This is a genomic window from Mucilaginibacter gotjawali (assembly GCF_002355435.1).
Lineage (GTDB): Bacteria > Bacteroidota > Bacteroidia > Sphingobacteriales > Sphingobacteriaceae > Mucilaginibacter > Mucilaginibacter gotjawali.
In genome coordinates this window covers 4674204-4695982 of sequence record NZ_AP017313.1, presented here as the reverse complement: position 1 = coordinate 4695982, position 21779 = coordinate 4674204, and the positions used below count along the sequence as shown (strand labels likewise).

Annotated in this window: 18 protein-coding genes; 8 read left to right on the top strand and 10 right to left on the bottom strand. The window is 42.4% G+C overall.

Annotated features, from left to right (window positions below):
* Nucleotides 1-8 precede the first annotated feature (8 nt).
* Both MgSA37_RS20695 and MgSA37_RS20690 read right to left on the bottom strand, forming a co-directional pair.
* Entirely contained in the window at nucleotides 9-578 is a 570-nt protein-coding gene (locus MgSA37_RS20695; protein WP_096354644.1) for a dihydrofolate reductase family protein, read from the bottom strand.
* 352 nt (nucleotides 579-930) lie between these two features.
* Nucleotides 931-3465 (bottom strand): ATP-dependent Clp protease ATP-binding subunit, encoded by a 2535-nt coding sequence (locus tag MgSA37_RS20690; RefSeq protein ID WP_096354642.1) that lies wholly within the window; start codon nucleotides 3463-3465, stop codon nucleotides 931-933.
* Between the two features lie 498 nt (nucleotides 3466-3963).
* Here MgSA37_RS20690 and ettA point away from each other — a divergent pair, with 498 nt between their 5' ends.
* The 4 genes from ettA (at nucleotide 3964) to MgSA37_RS20670 (ending at nucleotide 7910) form a co-directional block, all read left to right on the top strand.
* Nucleotides 3964-5646, top strand: a complete 1683-nt coding sequence (ettA, locus tag MgSA37_RS20685; protein ID WP_096354639.1) for an energy-dependent translational throttle protein EttA — start codon at nucleotides 3964-3966, stop codon at nucleotides 5644-5646.
* Between the two features lie 2 nt (nucleotides 5647-5648).
* Nucleotides 5649-6602, top strand: a complete 954-nt coding sequence (locus tag MgSA37_RS20680; RefSeq protein WP_096354637.1) for a DUF4240 domain-containing protein — start codon at nucleotides 5649-5651, stop codon at nucleotides 6600-6602.
* Between the two features lie 99 nt (nucleotides 6603-6701).
* On the top strand, nucleotides 6702-7448 hold the full coding sequence (locus MgSA37_RS20675) for a hypothetical protein (RefSeq protein ID WP_096354635.1): 747 nt from the start codon (nucleotides 6702-6704) through the stop codon (nucleotides 7446-7448).
* A gap of 45 nt (nucleotides 7449-7493) precedes the next feature.
* Complete coding sequence (locus MgSA37_RS20670; protein WP_096354633.1) at nucleotides 7494-7910, top strand: SMI1/KNR4 family protein; 417 nt, start codon at nucleotides 7494-7496, stop codon at nucleotides 7908-7910.
* A 94-nt stretch (nucleotides 7911-8004) separates the two neighbouring features.
* Here the strand turns inward: MgSA37_RS20670 and MgSA37_RS20665 are convergent, their stop codons facing one another.
* Entirely contained in the window at nucleotides 8005-10035 is a 2031-nt protein-coding gene (locus tag MgSA37_RS20665; RefSeq protein WP_096357633.1) for a M13 family metallopeptidase, read from the bottom strand.
* A 246-nt stretch (nucleotides 10036-10281) separates the two neighbouring features.
* Here MgSA37_RS20665 and MgSA37_RS20660 point away from each other — a divergent pair, with 246 nt between their 5' ends.
* From MgSA37_RS20660 to MgSA37_RS20650, 3 genes are all read left to right on the top strand, one after another.
* On the top strand, nucleotides 10282-10755 hold the full coding sequence (locus MgSA37_RS20660; RefSeq protein ID WP_096354631.1) for a ribonuclease H-like YkuK family protein: 474 nt from the start codon (nucleotides 10282-10284) through the stop codon (nucleotides 10753-10755).
* 151 nt (nucleotides 10756-10906) lie between these two features.
* Entirely contained in the window at nucleotides 10907-11374 is a 468-nt protein-coding gene (locus MgSA37_RS20655) for a GNAT family N-acetyltransferase (RefSeq protein WP_096354629.1), read from the top strand.
* Between the two features lie 47 nt (nucleotides 11375-11421).
* Complete coding sequence (locus MgSA37_RS20650) at nucleotides 11422-11892, top strand: SRPBCC family protein (RefSeq protein ID WP_096354627.1); 471 nt, start codon at nucleotides 11422-11424, stop codon at nucleotides 11890-11892.
* A 74-nt stretch (nucleotides 11893-11966) separates the two neighbouring features.
* Here MgSA37_RS20650 and MgSA37_RS20645 read toward each other — a convergent pair whose 3' ends face one another.
* The 7 genes from MgSA37_RS20645 to MgSA37_RS20615 all read right to left on the bottom strand — a co-directional run bounded on the left by MgSA37_RS20645 (nucleotide 11967) and on the right by MgSA37_RS20615 (nucleotide 20067).
* On the bottom strand, nucleotides 11967-12830 hold the full coding sequence (locus tag MgSA37_RS20645; RefSeq protein WP_096354625.1) for a hypothetical protein: 864 nt from the start codon (nucleotides 12828-12830) through the stop codon (nucleotides 11967-11969).
* A 16-nt stretch (nucleotides 12831-12846) separates the two neighbouring features.
* Nucleotides 12847-14160 carry an acetylxylan esterase gene (locus MgSA37_RS20640; RefSeq protein WP_096354623.1) on the bottom strand — a complete coding sequence of 438 codons (1314 nt, stop codon included), beginning with the start codon at nucleotides 14158-14160 and terminating at the stop codon, nucleotides 12847-12849.
* A gap of 229 nt (nucleotides 14161-14389) precedes the next feature.
* Nucleotides 14390-15751: an acetylxylan esterase gene (locus MgSA37_RS20635; RefSeq protein WP_096354622.1), complete on the bottom strand. Its 1362-nt coding sequence runs from the start codon at nucleotides 15749-15751 to the stop codon at nucleotides 14390-14392.
* On the bottom strand, nucleotides 15751-16596 hold the full coding sequence (locus MgSA37_RS20630) for a hypothetical protein (protein ID WP_096354620.1): 846 nt from the start codon (nucleotides 16594-16596) through the stop codon (nucleotides 15751-15753). Before MgSA37_RS20630 ends, MgSA37_RS20635 begins: the two co-directional genes overlap by 1 nt.
* Nucleotides 16597-16628: 32 nt before the next feature.
* Nucleotides 16629-17849, bottom strand: coding sequence for an acyltransferase family protein (locus MgSA37_RS20625; protein WP_157750662.1), 1221 nt, complete (start codon nucleotides 17847-17849; stop codon nucleotides 16629-16631).
* Between the two features lie 199 nt (nucleotides 17850-18048).
* Complete coding sequence (locus MgSA37_RS20620; RefSeq protein WP_096354617.1) at nucleotides 18049-18999, bottom strand: TIGR01212 family radical SAM protein; 951 nt, start codon at nucleotides 18997-18999, stop codon at nucleotides 18049-18051.
* Between the two features lie 78 nt (nucleotides 19000-19077).
* Nucleotides 19078-20067: a hypothetical protein gene (locus tag MgSA37_RS20615; protein WP_096354615.1), complete on the bottom strand. Its 990-nt coding sequence runs from the start codon at nucleotides 20065-20067 to the stop codon at nucleotides 19078-19080.
* A 120-nt stretch (nucleotides 20068-20187) separates the two neighbouring features.
* Between MgSA37_RS20615 and MgSA37_RS20610 the strand changes: the two genes are divergently transcribed.
* Nucleotides 20188-21762, top strand: a complete 1575-nt coding sequence (locus MgSA37_RS20610) for a tetratricopeptide repeat protein (protein WP_096354613.1) — start codon at nucleotides 20188-20190, stop codon at nucleotides 21760-21762.
* Nucleotides 21763-21779: the final 17 nt, after the last annotated feature.

The window sequence follows — 21779 nt, the reverse complement described above, 5'->3', positions numbered from 1 at the left end:
CCAATAAATTAATTGCCCGCCTGGTAGCATAACACCGCTATACCACATTCAAACGGAATGGCTTTTACCAGCTTTAAATTCATTTTTTGTTCTGTATATTTAAAGATGGGCATCCCCCTGCTGATGATGGTCGGGTTAATGAACAAATGATATTCATCGATCAAATTGTTTTTGATCAAATTTGAGGCAAAATTAGCGCCGCCATAGGTGATGATGTCTTTGCCGGGTTGCGCTTTCAAATTATTTACCTCTTCAATAAGATCGCCCTTGGCCAAAACCGTATTGTTCCATTCTGATTTTTCAATCGTTTTGGTAAAAACCACTTTAGGGGTATCCGTCATTAGTTTGCCGAACGCATATTGCGGGTTATCGGGATTTGCCGCTACCGATTCCCAATAGGGGATAAAACCACCCGGCATATGGCCGCCCAGTAAAATGCAGTCGATACTATGGGTTAGGTCGGTTACATATTGTTTTATGTCATCACCCCAGTTCCAGCTCATCCAGTCCATTTCGCCATTCGGGCCGGCAACAAATCCATCCACGGATAATTGCATCTGTAATTTTAGCTTTCTCATTTTTTTATTTGATTAACAGTTGATGTTTTACTTTAAACTAAGGTATAGTGCTCAATTACATCCAACAGGGTGTAAGGGTGACAATTTGAAAGGGTTATGATGACAATACCTCACCCTACCCAAATCTCTGTACCTTCCCGTAAACTCTGCGATTAAATTTAAACACGGAGAGCACAAAGGAGGCGCAAAGAGCACTAAGCCTGTCTGTTTTAAGTACGTTACTCAATAATCACTCAGCAAAAAACCCCGCCGTGCATACACACAGCGGGGTTTCTTTTAATTTATTTTTTTGAATCGTCAGTCGCAGCTTCTTTCGGACTTTACTGACTTCCGGACTTTTCCGACTCAATACTTACTTCTGCTCTTCTTCTTCAGGCTTTTTGCTTTCGCCTTTGCGGGCAACAATTTTTATTTCGTTGCTTTCTTTGTCGTAGTCAATTTCCATGGTATCGCCTTCGCTCAGTTCGCCTTTCAATATTTCTTCGGCAATAGGGTCTTCCAGGTATTTCTGGATCGCACGTTTTAACGGACGGGCGCCAAACTGGCTGTCGTAACCTTTATCGGCAATAAATTCTTTAGCGCCTAAGGTAAGCTCAATTTTGTAACCCAGCATATTTACCCGGTTAAACAGGTAAGCCAATTCGATATCAATGATCTTGAAGATTTCTTCTTTACCAAGCGAGTTAAACACGATCACATCGTCAATACGGTTCAAAAACTCAGGTGCAAAAGCACGTTTCAAAGCATTTTCAATTACGCCTCTTGAGTGTGAATCAGCCTGAATAGTTTTAGCGCTGGTAGTAAAACCAACTCCCTGGCCAAAATCCTTCAATTGGCGTGCGCCAATGTTCGAGGTCATGATGATGATCGTATTCCTGAAATCAACCTTTCGGCCCAATGAATCAGTAAGCTGGCCTTCGTCCAATACCTGTAACAGGATATTGAATACATCCGGGTGTGCTTTTTCAATTTCATCCAGTAATACTACTGCATAAGGCTTGCGGCGTACCTTTTCGGTCAGCTGTCCGCCTTCTTCATAACCTACATAGCCCGGAGGCGCTCCCACCAAACGTGATACAGCGAATTTTTCCATGTACTCGCTCATATCTATCTGGATCAGGGCATCCTCGGTATCAAACATAAACCTCGAAAGCTCTTTAGCCAGTTCGGTTTTACCTACACCGGTAGGGCCCAGGAATATAAATGAACCGATCGGTTTTTTAGGATCTTTTAATCCGGCACGGGTCCTTTGAATGGCACGGGTCAGTTTCTTTATCGCATCATCCTGGCCAATTACTTTGCTGCCAACGGTTTCGGCCATATTTAACAGTTTGTGACTGTCGGCCTGGCCCACACGCTGAACCGGGATACCGGTCATCATGCTCACTACTTCGGCAACGTTATCTTCAGTAACGGTATAGCGTTTTGACTTGGTTTCGGCTTCCCAAATGGCTTTAGCCTGTTCCAATTCTTCCAGCAAATGCTTTTCAGTATCGCGCAATTTGGCAGCTTCCTCGTATTTCTGACTACGAACCACTTTGTTTTTCTCGATCTTGATCAGCTCGATTTTTTGCTCAATATCCAAAATATTTTGTGGTACGTGGATATTGGTTAGGTGAACGCGCGAACCCGATTCATCCAAAGCATCAATAGCTTTATCCGGTAAAAAGCGGTCGGTAATATATCTTGTGGTTAAAGTAACGCAAGCGTTAATCGCCTCTGGCGTATAAGTTACGCCATGGTGTTCTTCGTATTTCTCTTTAATGCGGTTCAGTATTTCGATGGTTTCATCCGGGGTAGCCGGTTCAACCATAACCTTTTGGAAACGACGGTCTAAAGCGCCGTCTTTTTCAATATACTGGCGGTATTCATCTAAAGTAGTGGCGCCAATGCATTGTATTTCGCCCCTGGCCAATGCCGGTTTAAACATATTGGAAGCATCCAGTGAACCGGATGCGCCACCTGCGCCAACAATGGTATGGATCTCGTCGATGAATAAGATTACATCCGGCGATTTTTCCAGCTCGTTCATCACGGCTTTCATCCGTTCTTCAAATTGCCCGCGGTACTTGGTACCTGCAACCAGCGAAGCAAGATCAAGGGTAACCACGCGTTTGTTAAACAGCACGCGCGAAACTTTACGCTGAACGATCCTCAGCGCCAAACCTTCCGCAATGGCTGATTTACCTACGCCGGGCTCACCTATTAATATAGGGTTGTTCTTTTTACGGCGCGACAGGATCTGTGATACCCGTTCAATTTCTTTTTCGCGGCCTACGATAGGGTCTAGGCGGCCGTCTTCGGCTGCTTTGGTTAAGTCGCGGCCAAAATTATCCAGTACCGGTGTTTTTGATTTAATATCCGATACTTTTTTAGGTTGGCTGAATGATTCTTCTTCCTTGAAGTCATCATCGCCGCCGGTAGGGGATCCCGGCATTTCGTCGGTTACATCGTTCTTATGTGATTCCACTTCGCCTTTAAAAATTTCGTAATTAACATGAAACTGGGTTAATATCTGCGATGCGATGTTGTCTTCGTCACGCAGTATAGACAGCAGTAAATGCTCCGTACCGATAACATCGCTTTTAAAAATTTTAGCTTCCAGGTAAGTTATCTTTAATACCTTTTCGGCCTGTTTGGTTAATGGGATACTGCCGATATGCACATTTGTGCCGATAGTTCCTTTTACAGCATCCTCCACCGAGCGTCGTAATTTTGCTGTATCAACGGCTAATTCTTTCAGTAATTTTATTGCAACGCCGTCCCCGTCTCTTATCAGTCCCAACAAAAGGTGCTCAGTCCCAATATAATCATGGCCAAGGCGCAATGCCTCCTCCCTGCTGTATTGTATAACATCCTTAACCCGCGGCGAAAATTTAGCTTCCATATAGTTCCTTCCGATTTATGAACGCCCTAATGTATCAATTTGTTTTTAATAATCAGGGCGTGTTGTTTTACACATATCAACAATATTATTGCCAAGTTTTTAAGTTAAATATAAAGCAGACATTAAGATGATATACTAGATAAGAAACTCAAATAATTTTTAGCAATCTCATAAAAAAAACCCACAATTGCAATGACTTTTATAAAAAAATCATTGATTAATATCTATTTGATAGAATTTTATATAAATAGTTTAATTATAGGTACGTAACTGCAAGCCCGTATATGACAATAACGGACAAATTAGTCAATTATATGACATTACGGCATTAACAATAGTTACACTAACGTTAAATTATCCTATTTAGGTATACGAAAAAACCCCGGCAAATGGTTTGCTAAACGCATAATTTCATTCATATTTGTTCTGGTATTTTTGTTGCCTGATCAATCTAATCAATCACCAATTCACTAATTTAATAATTCACTAAATATCCATATGGCAGACGAGAAAATAATTTTTTCAATGGCGGGCGTAAGTAAGGTTTACCCGCCGCAAAAAACAGTTTTAAAAAATATATATCTATCCTTTTTTTATGGGGCCAAAATCGGCGTTATTGGCTTAAATGGTTCGGGCAAGTCATCCCTTTTAAAAATTATAGCAGGCATTGATAAAACCAATATAGGCGAAGTGGTTTTTTCGCCGGGATATACCGTGGGCTACCTGAGCCAGGAACCGGAACTGGACCCAAATAAAACCGTAAAAGAGGTGGTGGAAGAAGGCGTGGCCGAAATTACGGCCTTATTAAAGGAGTACGAAGAGATCAATGAGAAATTTGGACTGGAGGAATATTACAGCGATGCCGATAAAATGGATAAGCTGATGAACCGCCAGGGCGAATTGCAGGATCAAATTGACGCCGTAAACGCCTGGGAGCTGGATGTAAAGCTGGAACGCGCGATGGATGCCCTGCGCTGCCCCGATCCCGACACCAAAATATCGGTACTTTCGGGTGGTGAACGCCGTCGCGTTGCTTTATGCCGCCTATTATTACAGGAGCCGGATGTTTTATTGCTGGATGAGCCCACCAACCACCTTGACGCTGAGTCAATCGACTGGCTGGAGCAGCATTTAAAACAATATAAAGGTACCGTGATCGCTGTTACCCACGACCGTTACTTTTTGGATAATGTGGCCGGCTGGATCCTGGAACTGGACAGGGGAGAAGGCATCCCATGGAAGGGAAATTATTCCTCGTGGCTGGATCAGAAAGCCAAACGTTTGGCCCAGGAAGACAAAACCGAAAGCAAACGCCAGAAAACCCTGGAACGCGAGCTGGAATGGGTGCGCATGGGCCCCAAGGGCCGCCATGCCAAATCAAAGGCGCGTTTATCCAACTACGATAAATTAGCGTCCGAAGAAACAAAGGACAGGGAAGAAAAACTGGAGCTGTTTATCCCGCCGGGCCCGCGATTGGGCAATGTAGTGATCGAAGCCAATGGCGTAAGCAAGTCCTACGGCGAAAAGCTTTTGTTTGATAACCTGAATTTCTCGCTGCCACCGGCTGGTATTGTTGGCATCATTGGCCCGAATGGCGCAGGTAAAACCACCCTTTTTCGATTAATTACCGGGCAGGATCAGCCTGATGCCGGTACATTCAGGGTTGGCGAAACGGTTCATTTAGGTTACGTAGACCAGATGCATGATGACCTGGACCCCACTAAATCTGTTTGGGAAAATGTTACCGGCGGCCTGGAAACTATTTTGGTAGGCAATAAGCCTATCAATTCAAGGGCCTATGTTTCCAAATTCAACTTTAACGGCGCCGACCAGCAAAAAAAGGTAGGCGTTTTGTCGGGAGGGGAACGTAACCGAGTGCATTTATCCATCACCCTTAAAAAAGGATCAAACGTGCTGCTGCTGGATGAGCCCACCAATGATATCGACGTAAATACCCTGCGCGCTTTGGAAGAGGCCCTGGAAAACTTTGGCGGCTGCGCCGTAGTCATCAGTCACGACCGCTGGTTTTTAGACAGAATCTGTACCCACATCCTCGCCTTTGAAGGCAACAGCCAGGTTTATTTTTTTGAAGGCAATTATTCGGATTATGAAGAAAACCGCAAAAAACGGTTAGGTGATGTGGCGCCGAAGAGGATCAAGTATAAGAAGTTGACGGTGTAATTATGAGTTCTACCGCAATTCAAGAAGGAGACATTCACCATACTATATTAAGGGACGGTCGTTTTGGAGCTGTAAGGGTCTTAAAAACCGGTGGTAAGTTCGGTTTTTCTCCATACACTTTTCATTTAATAGGCGTGACAGCCTATATTGGTGAACAACCGCCAATAATAAGTGATCCGCGACTTACAGAGATACTCATTACAGAATATATTTATCCCAAAGGGAAAAGCATAATTAATATTTATTGTGGCAAGTTTCCCAAACAGCTTAAATATGTCGGCAACATTCCTATATCCTGTGAAGAAAGCAATTTTAAAATAGAAATTGGTAATGGGATTGATGGAGGTTTTCCTTCTTGTGGGAAGATACCTCAAGATATTGGTTATGAAATTTTAATTGAGTGGAGATATAAATATGACAATTTCAATTTCGTGAAAGAAATTGAAATCTCGAGGAAAGAGCATGAGGAATTTATGAAATCGCTTCATGTTAATAAACCTAAAAGGATGCTTGATGATGCTAGGTTTTGGGATATTATTTCGATGCTGGATTGGAGCCAGCAAGGTAACGACGAAAAAGTTTTAGAGCCAGCTGCAAAAGCGTTATCAAAATTAAAGCCATCAGAAATAAAGAGTTTTGAAGAAACATTGGCTAATAAGCTGTTTCAAATCGATACGAAGGAACACGCAAAAAACATAGGTGAATATTCGTATGATGAAAAAGAACAATATATGTCGGTGGATTCATTTTTGTATGCGCGCTGTGCTGCTGTTGCCAATGGAAAGGCATTATATGAAAAAATAAAAGAACTACCGACGGAGATGGTTAAGGATGTTGAGTTTGAAGCCTTGTTATCGTTGTCGGCAATCGCTTATGAATTAAAAACGGGTAGGGAGATTGTCTATGACGCAGGAGTTTCTTATGAGACATACGCTAACAAAGAGGGTTGGACCTGATCGGGTAAGCCATCGTTTAGATGTGCGAAGTTTTTAAAGCTTCGCACATCTTGTTATTTCAAAAAAAGACTGTACATTGGAATCTCAAACTAATATACTGTGAAACTAACCTGCCTAACCGTAATTGCTTTCTTTCTGTTTTCTTGTGATAAAAAACATCCAGGTGAGCAAAGTACCTCATTACTATCCAACATTTTAAGCATTACTGATAATGAAGACAAGGGAATTAAGGAAATTGTTAACTTTTATGGAGGATCCTGCGAATATTCGATAGGTACAACTATCTCGACCGATAGCGGCACAGCGAAGTTTTTTGAATTGAAATTGAGCAAATCAGATGTAGCAGACAAATATGCCAACATTCCGGAATTTACGGCATCTAATCTGGCTTATACTTTCTACAAAAATTTAAAGAACGAAAATAGAAATTACAAGGAAATTCACAGTGTGTTGATATTGAATGGAAAAGAAAAATACGAATCGAAATATACATTAGATCAATTAGAACAGATAGCAACAAAAATGCAGGTCTTTAACAAGGCAATTGAACTGATCAAAACAAAAAATTATGATGGATTGAAGGCGATTTTAAGTAATGAATCCTATACGAATGCAGCTAAAGATACTTTAATAGCCAACCTTAAGAAAATTGATTTAACTTTTGGAAACGTAAAAGGATTCATTCTTTTTGGGGCTCGGTTCGAAACGCATGATGGTTTTAATGTTTTGAATATTATAGGTGCGATGCTTAGGGATAAAAAAAATAATCAAGTATCAATAACGATCGATTTAAAACCGACTGAAGACAAAATTCACTTCCTTGATTATAATTTTCCGCAGAATTAATCACTTTAAAATAGGTTGACTTAGAGACTTTTTTCATTTAATACGATGGAATTAGAAAAAATATTATCTAAGTATGATTTCCCTAAACGAGCTTCGAGTTTAGAGACTAATTTTGAAGAAATCGAAAAAACTATCAGATTTTCACTTCCTGAAGATTATAAATATTTTCTTAACAATTTTGTCGAACACGAGTGTCTTCTTGGTGCAGAATATTTAAGACTTTGGGATATAAATAGTCTTTTAGCGCATAACAAAGGCTACAAAATTCAAAAATATCTTACTAACACCCTCGCAATCGGCACCGACATGGGCGGCGGCTGTATAGCTATCGAATTAGTTGAGGAGACTAGCTGCCGAATTGTTTTTATGGAATTTATTGGGCTCGATTATCCTATAGAAATCGGCAGCTCATTTACCGATATGCTAAAGCGGCTAGACAATGGTAAAGAGTGGTTTAATTAGTGTCGATCAGATTTGCGAAGTTTCCAAAACTTCGCAAATCTCTCATATCATCTTCAAATCTTCAAATCCCCACACTTTCAAATTAGCACATTCCTTACCAAACCTTCACCCTCAAACTATCCGGCCGGTACATTTTATCACCGGGTTTAATGTTGAAGGCTTTATAAAACGATGGCATATTGGACATTGGCCCGTTGGTACGGTACATGGCCGGCGAATGCGGGTTGGTATTAATATTTAAGCGTGTGGCCTCATCGCTGATCTTCATTCGCCATAATTGCGCAAGCGACAAAAAGAACCGCTGATCTGGCGTAAATCCGTCAATTTTGGTATCACCTTTGCCCTGCTCAGTTCTTTTAAAGGCTTCGTAGGCAATGGCCATACCGCCGTTATCGGCCAGGTTTTCGCCCTGGGTTAAGGCTCCTTTAACGTGGATGCCGTTTAGTACCGTGTAACCATCGTACTGATTGATTAATACCTGTACACGTTGTTTAAATTTAGCGGCGTCATCGGCTGTCCACCAGTCTTTAAGGTTGCCATCTTTATCATATTGCCGTCCCTGGTCGTCAAAGCCGTGGGTCATTTCATGTCCTATAACTACGCCTATTGCACCGTAGTTGATGGCATCATCTGCGTCCTTATCAAAAAACGGAAATTGCAGTATGCCTGCCGGGAAAACGATTTCATTATTGGTGGGGTTATTATACGCATCCACTGTTGATGGTGTCATAAACCACTCCGATTTATCGACAGGTTTACCCAATTTTTTCAACTGCTCATTATAGTTATGCTTCGCGATGGATTTCATGTTTTGATAATAAGCATCCTTACTAATCTCTACGTCATCATATTTTTTCCATTTATCAGGGTAGCCAATTTTAACCGTGAAGGCCGCCAGCTTTTCGAGCGCCTTTGTTTTGGTAGGCGCGCTCATCCAAACCAACTTTTCTATCCGTGATTTATAAACTGCCTTCAGGTTGGCAACCATTTCGGCCATCCGGGTTTTAGCATCCGGCGGAAAATATTTGGCAACGTAAATCTGGCCCAGCAACTCGCCCAGGCCGTTATCAATAGTAGATACCATTTCGCGCCAGCGCGGTTGCGCCACCTTTTGCCCTTCCAAAGCTTTGTTGTAAAATGCAAAATGGGCGTCCCTGAAGTCTTTGCTTAAAGCTGCAGCTGCGCCATCCAGGGCCATAAAGGTTACCTTGTCTTTCCAAACATCAATTGGCTGCGACTTTAATAAATTATTCAACGCAACGTAATACTTAGGCTGACCAACCAAAATAGTATCCGCATTTATATGCATCCGGTGAAATAGATTTTTGACATCAATATCGGGCATCAGCTTCTTAAAATCCGCTATTGAAAATTTATGGTAATTTTTCACCGGGTCGCGTAATTCAACCGGCGCGAGATGCGATTGCGCAATATCAGTTTCCAATTTTAAAATATCAGCAGCTTTTTTGTTAGCTGTTGCTGCATCCGTGCCGGTTAATGCGAAAAGTTTTGCAATATAGGCTGTATAAGCAGCGCGTATTTTTACGGTGGCCGAGTCGGTGTTAAAATAATAGTCCCGGTCGGGCATACCCAACCCGGTTTGGTCAAAATGGGCAACATTCATTTTGCTGTTACGGTCGTCAGGTGAAACATAAAACCCAAATAAAAAGCCATCGCCATCATTAAACGTATCAGCCGATATATTTACCAGGTCCTTGTAGTTTTTAACGCCGCTTATTTTTACCAGTAAAGGTTTTGCGGGTTCGTAGCCCAATTTGTCCATGGCGGCGGTGTCCATGCCGCTCAGATACAGATCGCCAACCTTTTGTTCCTTGCTGCCCTTATCATTATTTTGTTTGGAAACTTCTTCCAAAATATCATGCAATTGCTTTTTATTGTCAACGGTCATGGTGTACATACCACCCCAACCGGTTTCTGACGGCGGTATTTTGGTGTTTTTTATCCACTTGCCGTTAACATACATAAAAAAATTATCAGCAGGGTTCACCGTGGTATCCATCCCCGATTTATCAAAAAATACGGTTCGTTGCTGATCTGATTTGTTTTTGCAGGCTGTTACCATCAGCATAGCAGCAGCAAGTAAGCCCCATCTGGTTGATTTCATTTTTTGAATTTTTATTAAAGATAGATTTAAACCTTTCATTTTCAAATTTTCAAATCAACCCATTTTCAAATTCCCCAATCTGCACATCCGCACATCGGCATATTTGCACATCGAGACCCTAACCTGTTAACATTCAATATAATGTTAACAAATAAATCACATGTTCTTGACGTTTATATAAAAGTATATCGCTTATTTTTATAGACCTAAAAAAGGTCACTCATAAATTAACCTTAAATTTTTTATATGACCTGGAGAAAATTTAGCGGCGAGATCATTCAAGCGCCCATTATCGAAGAGGTTGAAAAGGCCATAGAAAGGGAAACCGACCTCGGCAACAAGCTTAAAGTATGTATCGGAACAGATTCGCAGGTGAAAGGTAACGTAACCGATTTTGCCACCGTGATTGTTTTTTTACGCGAGCAAAAAGGAGGGTTCATGTTCATCCAGCAGGAACGTACCTCGCAAAAAATGAGCATTAAAGAAAGAATGCTGACGGAGGTGCAAAAATCAATCGATATCGCCTACAAACTTTGCGACCTGCTTGACCTGTACGATGTTGACCTTGAAGTACACGCCGACATTAACACCAACCCGATGTTTAAATCGAACCAGGCATTGCATGAAGCGATGGGTTACATTTTAAGCATGGGCTTTGTGTTTAAGGCCAAGCCGGAGGCTTTTGCAAGCTCGTATTGCGCTAACAAAATAGTGCAGTAATTTGAACTGATGTTTTTGAAATAAAACATCTCGCCGGAGTGCTTTGTTCTTTCCGGAGTGCTTTTCTCCCCCTTATTTCCCGGAAATTTATCCCGGTGGAATACTTACCTCTCAAAATTTTTCCTAATTTACCCCCTGCTAATACCAAGGTATGGATAAAATAATTGTTAGAAAAGCTGTTTACAGCGACCTGCAAACTTTATTTGAATTTGAACAGGGCATTGTTACTACCGAACGGCCTTTTGACAGCACTTTAAAAGAGGGTTTGATTCACTATTACGACCTTGAGGCGATGATCGGTGCAGGGGATGTGGAGTTATTGGTTGCGGAATGCGATGGTGAACTGGCCGGCAGCGGGTACGCACGGATTGAAGATGTTAAAGACTACCTGAAACATCCGCAACATGCTTATCTGGGTTTTATGTATGTAAAGCCGGAATTCAGGGGGAGGGGCGTAAACCAAATGATCATCGGAGGCTTAAAGGAATGGTGCAGGGAGCGGCATATTACCGAAATGCGGTTGGAAGTTTATGACGATAACCTGGGGGCCATCAAGGCATATGAAAAAGCGGGGTTTAAAAAATTGTTGGTGTGGATGCGCCTGGGGATAGACAGTTAATGTGTTATTATTAAAACTATCAGCTCTATTTTCCCGTACTTTGCTTTGTGAAAACATACCATCTAAAAACAGAACAAGCTATTCCCATCAGCATTGAAGAAGCCTGGGACTTTTTTTCCTCACCACTTAACCTATCGAAAATTACCCCCGACGGGATGCAATTTAAGATAACCTCCGATTACACCCCCGAAACAAAAATGTACGCGGGGATGCTGATCACCTATATCATTTCGCCCTTTTTAGGTTTAAAAATGAACTGGATGACAGAAATTACCCATGTAAAGGAAGGTGAATATTTTGTTGATGAGCAGCGTTTTGGACCTTATGCTTTGTGGCACCACCAGCATCATTTTAAAACAATAGAAGGAGGTGTTTTAATGACGGACATCCTTGATTACGCCATCCCTTACGGCGCCATCGGTCGCCTCGCCAATGCTATTTTGGTTGAAAAGCAGGTAAAACAAATTTTCGATTACCGGGTAGGAGCGATTGAGCGGTTGTTTGGGACGGTGATTTGATTGGGTTGATTCAGTTAGTTCGACCAGACAAAACCTAATCAACCCAATCTAACTTAATCAACCCAATCAACCAATTACCGGTAATCCAACCTGTAAATAAATGCAAGCGATACCGTTGTGCCGACACCTGTATTGCGGCCTGTCAAAAATTGGCCGCCGCTTAAAAATACCGAGATCTCGTGGGTAAAGGAGTGTCCATAACTTAATGAGGCCTGCAGGAAATTAAAGTCTTTGTTTGTTCCGGGAACTGCGGAATTGAAACTTTTATCGTTGCTCCAGGAGTTAATGCCGCTAACGGTTAACGAAACCTGGTTCATAAACTCTTCATCGAGCGAAAGGCCGTAGGTAGCATTATACCTGTTTTGGATAGGGCCATTGGTGCCAAAATACTGGCGAACGCCATCAGCAGCATTAAAGTAAGTGCTCAGATCGCCTAAATGGCCCGAACCCGAAAACGCCAGCTTTAGCTCGCCGCCTTCTTCGCCATAGCCAAGGGCTGTATTATTGGTGTACATTGGTGTGATAGCCGTACCTTGTAACGAGAAATAGTAAATAAAATCAATATTGGCCAGGTAATACCTGATGCCCGTTTCTAGGTCGGCCAGGCCCGAACTTGAGTAATTTTTCGGGGCAACATTTTGCGTAAAATCATTGTAAACATAGGGAAGGCTTACTATTGCAGCGAAGCGCCTGCTGATGCCATATTCGCCATATAGCGTAACACCTACCGACGTGTATTTCCCACTATTCGGAAATGATTTTTTAACCCCTGTGGAGTCCCACCGTGAGCTTGCAAAAAAATAACTTACCGATGGCGATATCAATAACCTTCCCGGGCGCACAGGGAAGCCCCCGTCTGCAAAAGTTTTACTCTGAAACCACAGGGTAAGAATGAAAACGAATAATAAAGATTTTGTAAAGCTTTTTAACAGGCTCATTGATTTTAATTTAATTTTAAAACAGTGCAAAAGTATCCCGCATCCAACGGCCCTCGTACACTACATATTTTCTACCTATCTCGTGCCCAAGATCCCTGAAAACAATCAGGTGCCTGGGTGCCCGGATGCCATTATAAAGGGTGTATACGGTATTCGGCGGCGCTATGTTATCAACCATACCCATACCAACTAAAGTGGGGCATTCAATGTCTGTTGCAAAATTCTTAGCATCAAAGTAATCAAGGTTATCAAGCACTTTGTCCATTGTTAAACCGGGCCGGGTATTTACATACTTCCTGATATCAATAAACGGCCAGTCAACCTCGTTAACCAAATTGCGGATATCGCTTAAAATGGGGTTCGCCGCCGAACAGAAGTTTATGCGTTTGTCTACTCCGGAAGTTGCAATGGCCAAAAATCCGCCGAGGCTGCCACCGGCTGCAATAATATTATCATGCCTTAATTCGGGCCTGCTGTAAATAAAATCAACCGCGCGTACGCAATCCATTATCGCGCCACGCAAAATATACTTGCTTTTATCCTCTAAATTAAGCACAATGTAATCTTCACGCCTCACATTGATCACATCGCGGCTATAGCCCGATCCGCGGATATTTAATGTAAAGATCGCTACATCCGGGTCATTACCAACCATGGGTCCCAGGGTTACCTGGTAACCGGGCAAACCCAGCAATACGGCAAATTTTTTCTTTTTGTTATTATTGATAGGCTCGGTTAAAAATCCGCGTACCACCATACCGTCGATGGATTTCATTTCAACTTCAAAAACACGGCGCTTGTCATTTTTTGCCGTGTCGGGTATTTCTGTAACTTTATACTCCGGTTTTACTTTGTCCAGTTCAAGCCTCGCTTCATGCCAGAAGGCTTCAAAGTCAGCAGGCTTACCATATTGTGAACTAATCAGCTCGGGCTTTATGCCGAAGGCTTTACGCAGCGTATCGTTATAATCGGCAACGTCAACCATAAAATTAATTTTGTAAAAGCCGGGTTTTAATCCCACTACATCAAAATCATAACTCCCCGAACCGTGGCCCGCTATTTTTACTTTAACCGAATCAGATCTTACTTTTTTACCGGCTTCTGTAGTTACAAGGTACGAAACCTTGCCTTCCTCGGTATTTTTAAAAGTACTGTTCACCTGGAAAGTATAGGAAGCTGTGGAACTAAAAATGCCATCTTTACTGTGTGTGATCACCGTATCTGTCATCGTACCGGAGTTTTCACCCTCCTGAGCAAAAGCCTGCTGCATGCCGCCGAGCATGAAAAGGCAGCAAATTATAGACAAAGTTATTTTAGAAACATGTATCATATTAACGTATCTGTTAAGCCATTTTTATAATAATTTAAAACGCCGGAATTTTATTTAACGGTATTCCATGGTATTATTAACTATTTGTTATGGCTATTTCCGTGCCGGAATTTAACCAACTTTTACCGATAGTAAAAATATGGCCCAATCACAGTTCTTTTCGGTTAAAGTTTTACTTTTTTAATGAATATACGATTTATAACTTACTAACTTTTTAACAATTTGAATTTCAGGGGATCCTGAATTTTTCGCGCAGCCAAACGTTTTGAAACATGAAATACTCCATATTTACTTCATGTGTGGAGTTTGGTACACAAACATACTCCTTGCTGGCGCTGCTGATGTGGTTAAAAAGCGCCATGCTGCAGCGTGGCGGGCAAAACTGATCCAACAGGCCGATACCCATTAAAACCGGGCATTTTACCATGGGCGCAAAATTTTGCGGATCATAATAATCAAAAGTGCCGAAAAATTTATCCCAGTTAAAGCCCGGGTGAATATCATTATATCTCCTGAATACCTTAAAAGGGAAGACCTGTTTATCGTACGTTGCGGAAATATTCATATTATCATGCATATCTGCATACAGCGGCACCTGCATGGTTAAAAGTTTAACCCGTTTATCCAGCGCGGCAGTAATCAGTGCAAGCGCACCGCCCTGGCTGCCACCCTCTACAAAGATCTTAGAGGTATCGATGCCTAAATTTTCATGCGTACATAAAAAATCGAGGCCGCGGATACAATCCATGTATACCCCGCGGTAAATGTATTTATCCTTATTCTCTACATTTACCAGGCAATAGTTGTCCGTGCCGATATTGATCACATCCTTGCTGTTGCCGTTGCCCCTTACATTAATATCAAAAGCAATAAAATCATCACTGTCCATATTGGGGTTAAGGCTAACCACGTAACCGGGTACGCGGTAATGCACCGGGAATTTTTTGCCATCGCGGGGGATCACCAGCCATCCGCGGATCACCAGGTCGTCAAAGGAATGCATTTCTACCGAGTAAACTTTCTTGCGGTCGGTCGACAGGTCCCCGCGTTCCAATACCCTGTACCTGGGCGCAACCTTTTCAAGCTGCACGCGCGATTGTTTCCAGAAAGCCTCAAAATCAGTAGGTTTGTGTAATTGCGAACGGATCTCCTGCGGGTTCACACCAAATACCTTTCTAACGGTGTCATCATAATCCGGCGTGTTCACCATAAAATTAATGCGGTAAAAGCCGGTCGGCTTTGGCAGCATCTTTACCAAAATTTCTTTTGATGAGTTGCCGCGTATGGACAGGTGGACGGAATCAAGCCTTACTTTTTTCCCTTCGTCGGTAGTCAGCAGGTACGAAATTTTCCCCTGTTTATAGCTGTTGGTATTGTTGGTTATTTTTAAACGGTAAACAATCTCTTCGTTTTTTTTGAAAATGCCGTTATCGCTTTTTGGTGTTGGTTTTAAAACGATATCGCCGGTCTCCTGCGTTTGCGGCGGTTCCGGAAATTCCTGTTGCTGCTGCTGGAAAGCGCCGGCCCTTGAGGCTCCTGCGATGAGTATGCCGGCGACCAGGAAAAACAAACAGCAAATTCTTTTCATCATTATAATTTAAAAATGGTTACTACCGAACCTCCATAGCCCAAACCCGTGTTTATCCCGTAAGGAACATAATAACCGCCGAGGAACATTGAAAACCGGCGTGAAAACTGGTGGCCGAAATTGAGCTGGGGTTTCACAAAAGCATAATTTCTTTCGGCATTATAATTAATATTGAAAGTTGTATTTGAACTGAAGGACCTGAAAACGGAAACATCAAGGCTCACCTGGTTGTGCCAGCTGACGGGGATGCCTACAGTGGCCAAAAAGCTCAGCTGGTCGGGCCCCTGCACATCGAAATACCTTCGGTAAGCTACTTCGGTATTAAAGTAACCCTTATCGGCTATAAAGCCTGGCAGGCTGCCGCAATACATCAATTTTATTTCGCCACCGCTGTTTCCCAGCCCCAATGCTGAATTGCCATTTACCGGTACTGTATAAAGCGGGACAATACCTGATACCTGTACTGACAGGAACCTTACATATTTAAAATTTACCAGGTTATAGCTTAACCCGGCTACCAGGTCGCCGGCGCCCTGGCTGATAATGGACTTACCCTGCCCCAGGTTATTTACCTGGTACAAATAGGGTACGCTAATGATCAGGTCGAGCCTGCGGCTGATGCCATAGCCCACATAAAGATTAGCCGAAAAAGAGCTGAAACGTGCGCCCGGTGCGCCTTTTATATAGTTACCATGAATATCAAAATGATCGGTTTGCGTATAGTAGCTAAACGAAGGCACCACAAGGTTGCGGTATTTACCTATAGGGAAGCCGGCAAATGTTTTATATGGTAATATAAAAAGCATCAGCAGGCAAAAAGCAAAAGGAAATATACGCCTTGTTTTCATTAATTCTCAAATAGGTGTTAACCTGCAAACATTTAATCTGCAATCCCTTTTGGCCTTGGTTTGTACTTCACCAAAAAGTCGGATTTGCGGATGTAATGATTCAACGGTTCCTCGATAAGCTTAAATAATGTTACCGAAACGGCGTTTAATACGATAAAAACGTAAATAAGGTTTAGCCAATCGTATTCAAAGGGCGAATGCCAGTCGACCCCCCACTTGTCATACACAGCAAACGTAGCATCGTTTAAGTGATTAAAGCCGCTTTGGATGAGTGTGTAAATCCAGCCTAGATGAACGAGATAAAAGATATAGGAGCTTTTTCCGAGCAGCTCAATAAAGGGCAGCTGCAGGAATTTTTTAAATAGCGTCACCTCGGTAAGTATCCCGTAAAAGAATAGCGCAACAGCTATACAAAGGAAATAGTTATTGGTAATAATGCCTATTGGTGTCTCCAACCCGGCCGGCCAGGGCTTAATAACGGGCTGCAGCGCCATAACAAACACGCAAACAAATATGAGTACAAAGCCGGTGTAGGTAAAGTTAATATTTCGGGTGCGGGTAAAGCCGTTTTTGAGCACGTAGCGGGCCAGTTGCACGCCAACAAAAAACTCGAAACAGCGGCCAAAAAAGGTGTAAAGCATCACAAAAGTGAAATTGCCAAAAAAACCATGGAAGTTAATATGGCGAAAGATGAGTACCATGGTTATGGCAAACAGGGTGATAACTACCGGCTGGATATAAAATTTATGGTACTTTTTGGCGATAAGAAAAATAAGAGGCGCCGAAAAGTAAAAGCATTCTTCCACCGTTAACGACCAGCCCTGCGCTATCCCGGTATTCCAGAACTGGTAAAAAAAACCGCGCAAAAACGTAATATTTAAAAAGAAAAGCGCTACCGGGTTGCCGCTGCCGTTGGTTACGCTTTGGTCCCTGGTAATAAAGTAGTACCCAAAAGCCGCAATGGTGAGCAGCGCATACATAGGGTAAATACGGGCTACCCTGTTTTTTAAATATTGTTTAAACCAGTCCCGGGTGAGGTGGAAATCTTTGTAATAACGGAATGTGATCAAAAATCCTGATAAAACGAAAAAAATACTTACGCCGATGTGGAACTCGCCCAAAAAGCGCTGGATGATATGGGGAAAATTTTCATCAAACTTATACGCGAAGTGGGATATAAATACCAGGTAGGCCGCCATTGCGCGAACGCCTGTGAGTGCCGGGATATAATTTTGTTGTAACCTTTGTGACAAAACAGCTTTAATTATAATTAATTTCTAAGATAGATTTTTTCGCGGATGTTTACGCAAAAATGCGTGTTAGGTTGTCTGAATCAGAATTTACAGAATTATTGAATTTACAGAATTCGCTTAAAGCCAAAAGCGTAAGTGACACTGCATATTAAAAATATTAATTCTGATAATTCTAAAATCCTGTAAATTCTGATTCAGACTAATATTCCGATCCCTGCACCACACCCCGTGTTAATATTTGCTGGTCAATATAATATTGAATTTCCGACTTTTTTAGTTTCCAGTTAGGGGCTATCAGCAGGTCAAGGTCACTCAGTCCAAATAGGCGCTGTATAACTACATCAGGGCGTACCAGGGGCAGCAATTCACAAATAAAGTCAGCATATTCTTCCAGGCTAAATAACTTAAATGGTTCCCGTTTATATTTTACGCCCATTACAGAGCCTTCAACAATATGCAGGTGATGGAATTTTACAAATTGGATCTGCGGGAAACGGTTGATCTCATCCGCATAGCGCAGCATCATTTCCCTGGTTTCCCAGGGGAAACCGAAGACAGTATGTACGCAAGTTAAAAGTTTGGTGTTCTCCAGCAGTTTTAAAGCGTTAACCAAATCTTCATGGGTGCAGCCGCGGTTAATTTGCCCCAGCGTATCATTATAAATACTTTCCATGCCCATTTCGATGTCGACATCAAAGCGGTCAGTATAGCTTTCCAGCAGGGCCACTTTTTCAGCGTCGATACAATCCGGGCGGGTACCGACAGACAATCCCACAATGTCTTCCGTATGATAACTCAGGGCTTCATCATACAGCATTTTTAAATAATGGGTGGGGGCGTAGGTATTGGTATTGGGTTGAAAGTAGATGATGAATTTATCGGCCTTGTTGCCTTTACGGGCACGCTCCACCCCCTGGATCACCTGTTCGCGTACCGAAGGGTTGTTGCGGGATACCGATGGTGTAAACGAATCAACATTACAATAAGTGCAGCCGCCATAGCCTTTTGAGCCATCGCGGTTGGGGCAGGTAAAACCGCCGTCTACAATAACCTTAAAAACCCGCTGGCCTTTATATTTTTCTTTCAGCCAGGCACCGTAGTTATTGTACCCCTTGTAACTCTGTAATGTTTTTGCGTCTTCAACCTGCATGTGCCGCAAAGATAGTAATAATTGACAACACCGGTTTTTATCCAGCGTTAACAGCCCATAATCAAATATATATGATATTTAATGCGCCTTTATTTTCATATCAAAGTGCCCAACAGTTGAGTAGCCGGTCGGCTTTTCGTTAAAAGCGGAGTACAATATGTAATTATTGTTCTCATCCAAACCGGGAAATAGTTTGCCAACAGCCTTTCTTATTTCCATGTTTTCCTTTTTAACAGCAGTGGTGTCCTTCAGCGGGAAATGCGTCATATAATAGATCATCGGGTACGATCCTTCATCACTTTCATCGTTATAAACACGCAGGATCATCGGGCCGGTGGATACCTGTCGCAGGATAAGCGGATAGTGATAGGTTTCATTCACTTTCGCGCGTACTTTGTTATAAAACGGTGTAGCGTCAACTTCATCCGGGTATTGAATATATTCATTTGGCTTAAAACAATCTATCGCCAGCGAAATGTTGTTGAGGGAGGCCTGGTATTCTTTTTTTTCATATTGATCTTTTGCCAATGCAAACAGCTCAGGTGCGGTTTTCCCGTTCATCGTATAGCGTTGAACGTCCATTTTGATGATTTTCCAGCCGTAATCAAATTTCCCGTAAATAAGGCTTACCATGTATTTATTGTCGGATGTTTTCGGCGTAAAAAAAGCAAAATACATTTCCGTCGTTTTATAAGGATACTTCAGCCCGTAACGGGTTATTTCGGGGCCTTTCGCAAGGATGGTATCGTCGCCCATGCTTTTATTCACCACGTAAAATTCGTCCATCAGCGCATAATCATGTGCCTTCAATTCGATGCTGATCTGCTCAACTGTCCGCTCATTATTAGCCGCGATCATATCTTTTGATAAAAATGGTACCAGGCCTTTGGGATCATTGGCTTTAAGGTATTTGAGCGCGCCATTATTTAGCGTGTGAAAATCATCACGTTTGCCGGAACTGATCTTGTCGTTTTTCCAGGAACCCGGGACTAGTACGCACGACTGTAAGACTAAACATAGCCCAAAAGCTGCTGCGATTTTAAATTGAGTAAGGTAAAAAGGTTTCATATATTTATGGCACTAATATAAAACATAATCTTAAATAGCACCATTGCTCAAATAAATTAGGCCTAAAAATTTAGGATTATTTTATATTTGACATCATTAACAATCGGTTCCTTATCGCATATGAAAAAAACGCTACTTTGTTTACTATTCTTCCTGCCACTATTTTCAATTGCCCAAAGCAAAGATCCTTTTTTTGACAAAGGCGTCGAGCTATACAGCAAGAATGACTTTGATGGTGCAATGACCTATTTTACCAAAGAAATAGCATTGAATCCGAACAATCTGGAAGCCTACAATTACCGGGGCATTATCAAAATACAGCAGGGAGATTTCAAAGGCGCCATAGATGAGTTTTCTAAAATAATAGCTGTCAACCCTAATATCGATCTGCCCTACGCTAACCGCGCTTATGCGAAAATGAATATTAACGACAATAAAGGTGCGGTGGAAGATTGTGACCACGCCATAGCGTTAAACCCGAAGAGCACTATAGCCTATACAAACAGGGGCAACGCAAAAAACAGGCTGGGTGATTTTAACGGCGCGATGGCAGATTTTAACAAAATAATAGACATTAACCCCAACGATGCTACTGCCTATGTAAACCGGGGCAACTCAAAAAATGGCCTTGCTGATTTTAAAGGCGGGCTCGAGGACCTGAATAAAGCTATCCAGCTTGACGATAAACAGCCCGAAGCTTATATCGATCGCGGCATTTCAAAAAGCAGGCTTAAAGACCCCTACGGTGCAATGGATGATTTTGGGAAAGCCATCGCTTTAAATCCGAAAATGGGCGCCTCGTACCTTTATAGGGGCCTTGCACGGACTGAACTCAATAATTATAATGAAGCCCTTGCAGATTTTAATGAGGCAATAAATTTGAGCCCCAAAAATGCCGAGGCTTTTGAAAAAAGAGGTTTCGTAAATTTAAAACTGGGTAATTTCGGTGCAGCCGGTGCCGATTTATCTGAGGCAATTATTCTCAACCCGGATAATGCTGAGTCGTACTATGATCGCGCTGAAGTGAAAATGAAAATGGACGACAACAGCGGTGCAACTACGGATTTTAATAAAGCAATAAGCCTTAACCCTGATTTTGCCGAAGCTTATCATGACAGGGGATGCATTAAATTGGCGACAAATGACTATGCGGGGGCGCTTGAGGACCTGAACCGGGCCATCCGGATAGACCCGCAGGTGGCATCGGCTTTTTACAGCAGGGCAATAACCAGGGCGGGTTTGCGGCAAAGTGCAGAGGCCGTAGCTGATTTCGGCAGGGCAATTGCGCTGGACCCTGGTTACAGCGAAGCCTATTATTACCGCGCAGCTTTGTATTTGGAAATGAACAATCCCACCGCTGCATTACCTGATTTGAATAAGGCGATTGACGGCAACATTAATTTGCCTTATGCTTATTATATGCGTGGTTATGTAAATGTGGTTGTGAAGAATAACACCGGCGCGATAGCGGATTTTTCAAAAGCAATTGAATTAAATCCGTCAAACAGCGGCGCCTACCTTGAGCGGGGAAAGCTGTATTATACACTCAATAACAAAGCTGCGGCCAAAGCAGACTGGACAAAGGCAGCTGCGCTTGGCGACAGGATGGCCGCTTTGTTTTTGAAAATTCCACCCCAGAAACACAGGGCATCAGCGGCTGACCCCGCAAGTAGCTGGAAGGTATGGAAGAAATAAGAATGGGGAGCCGGGCA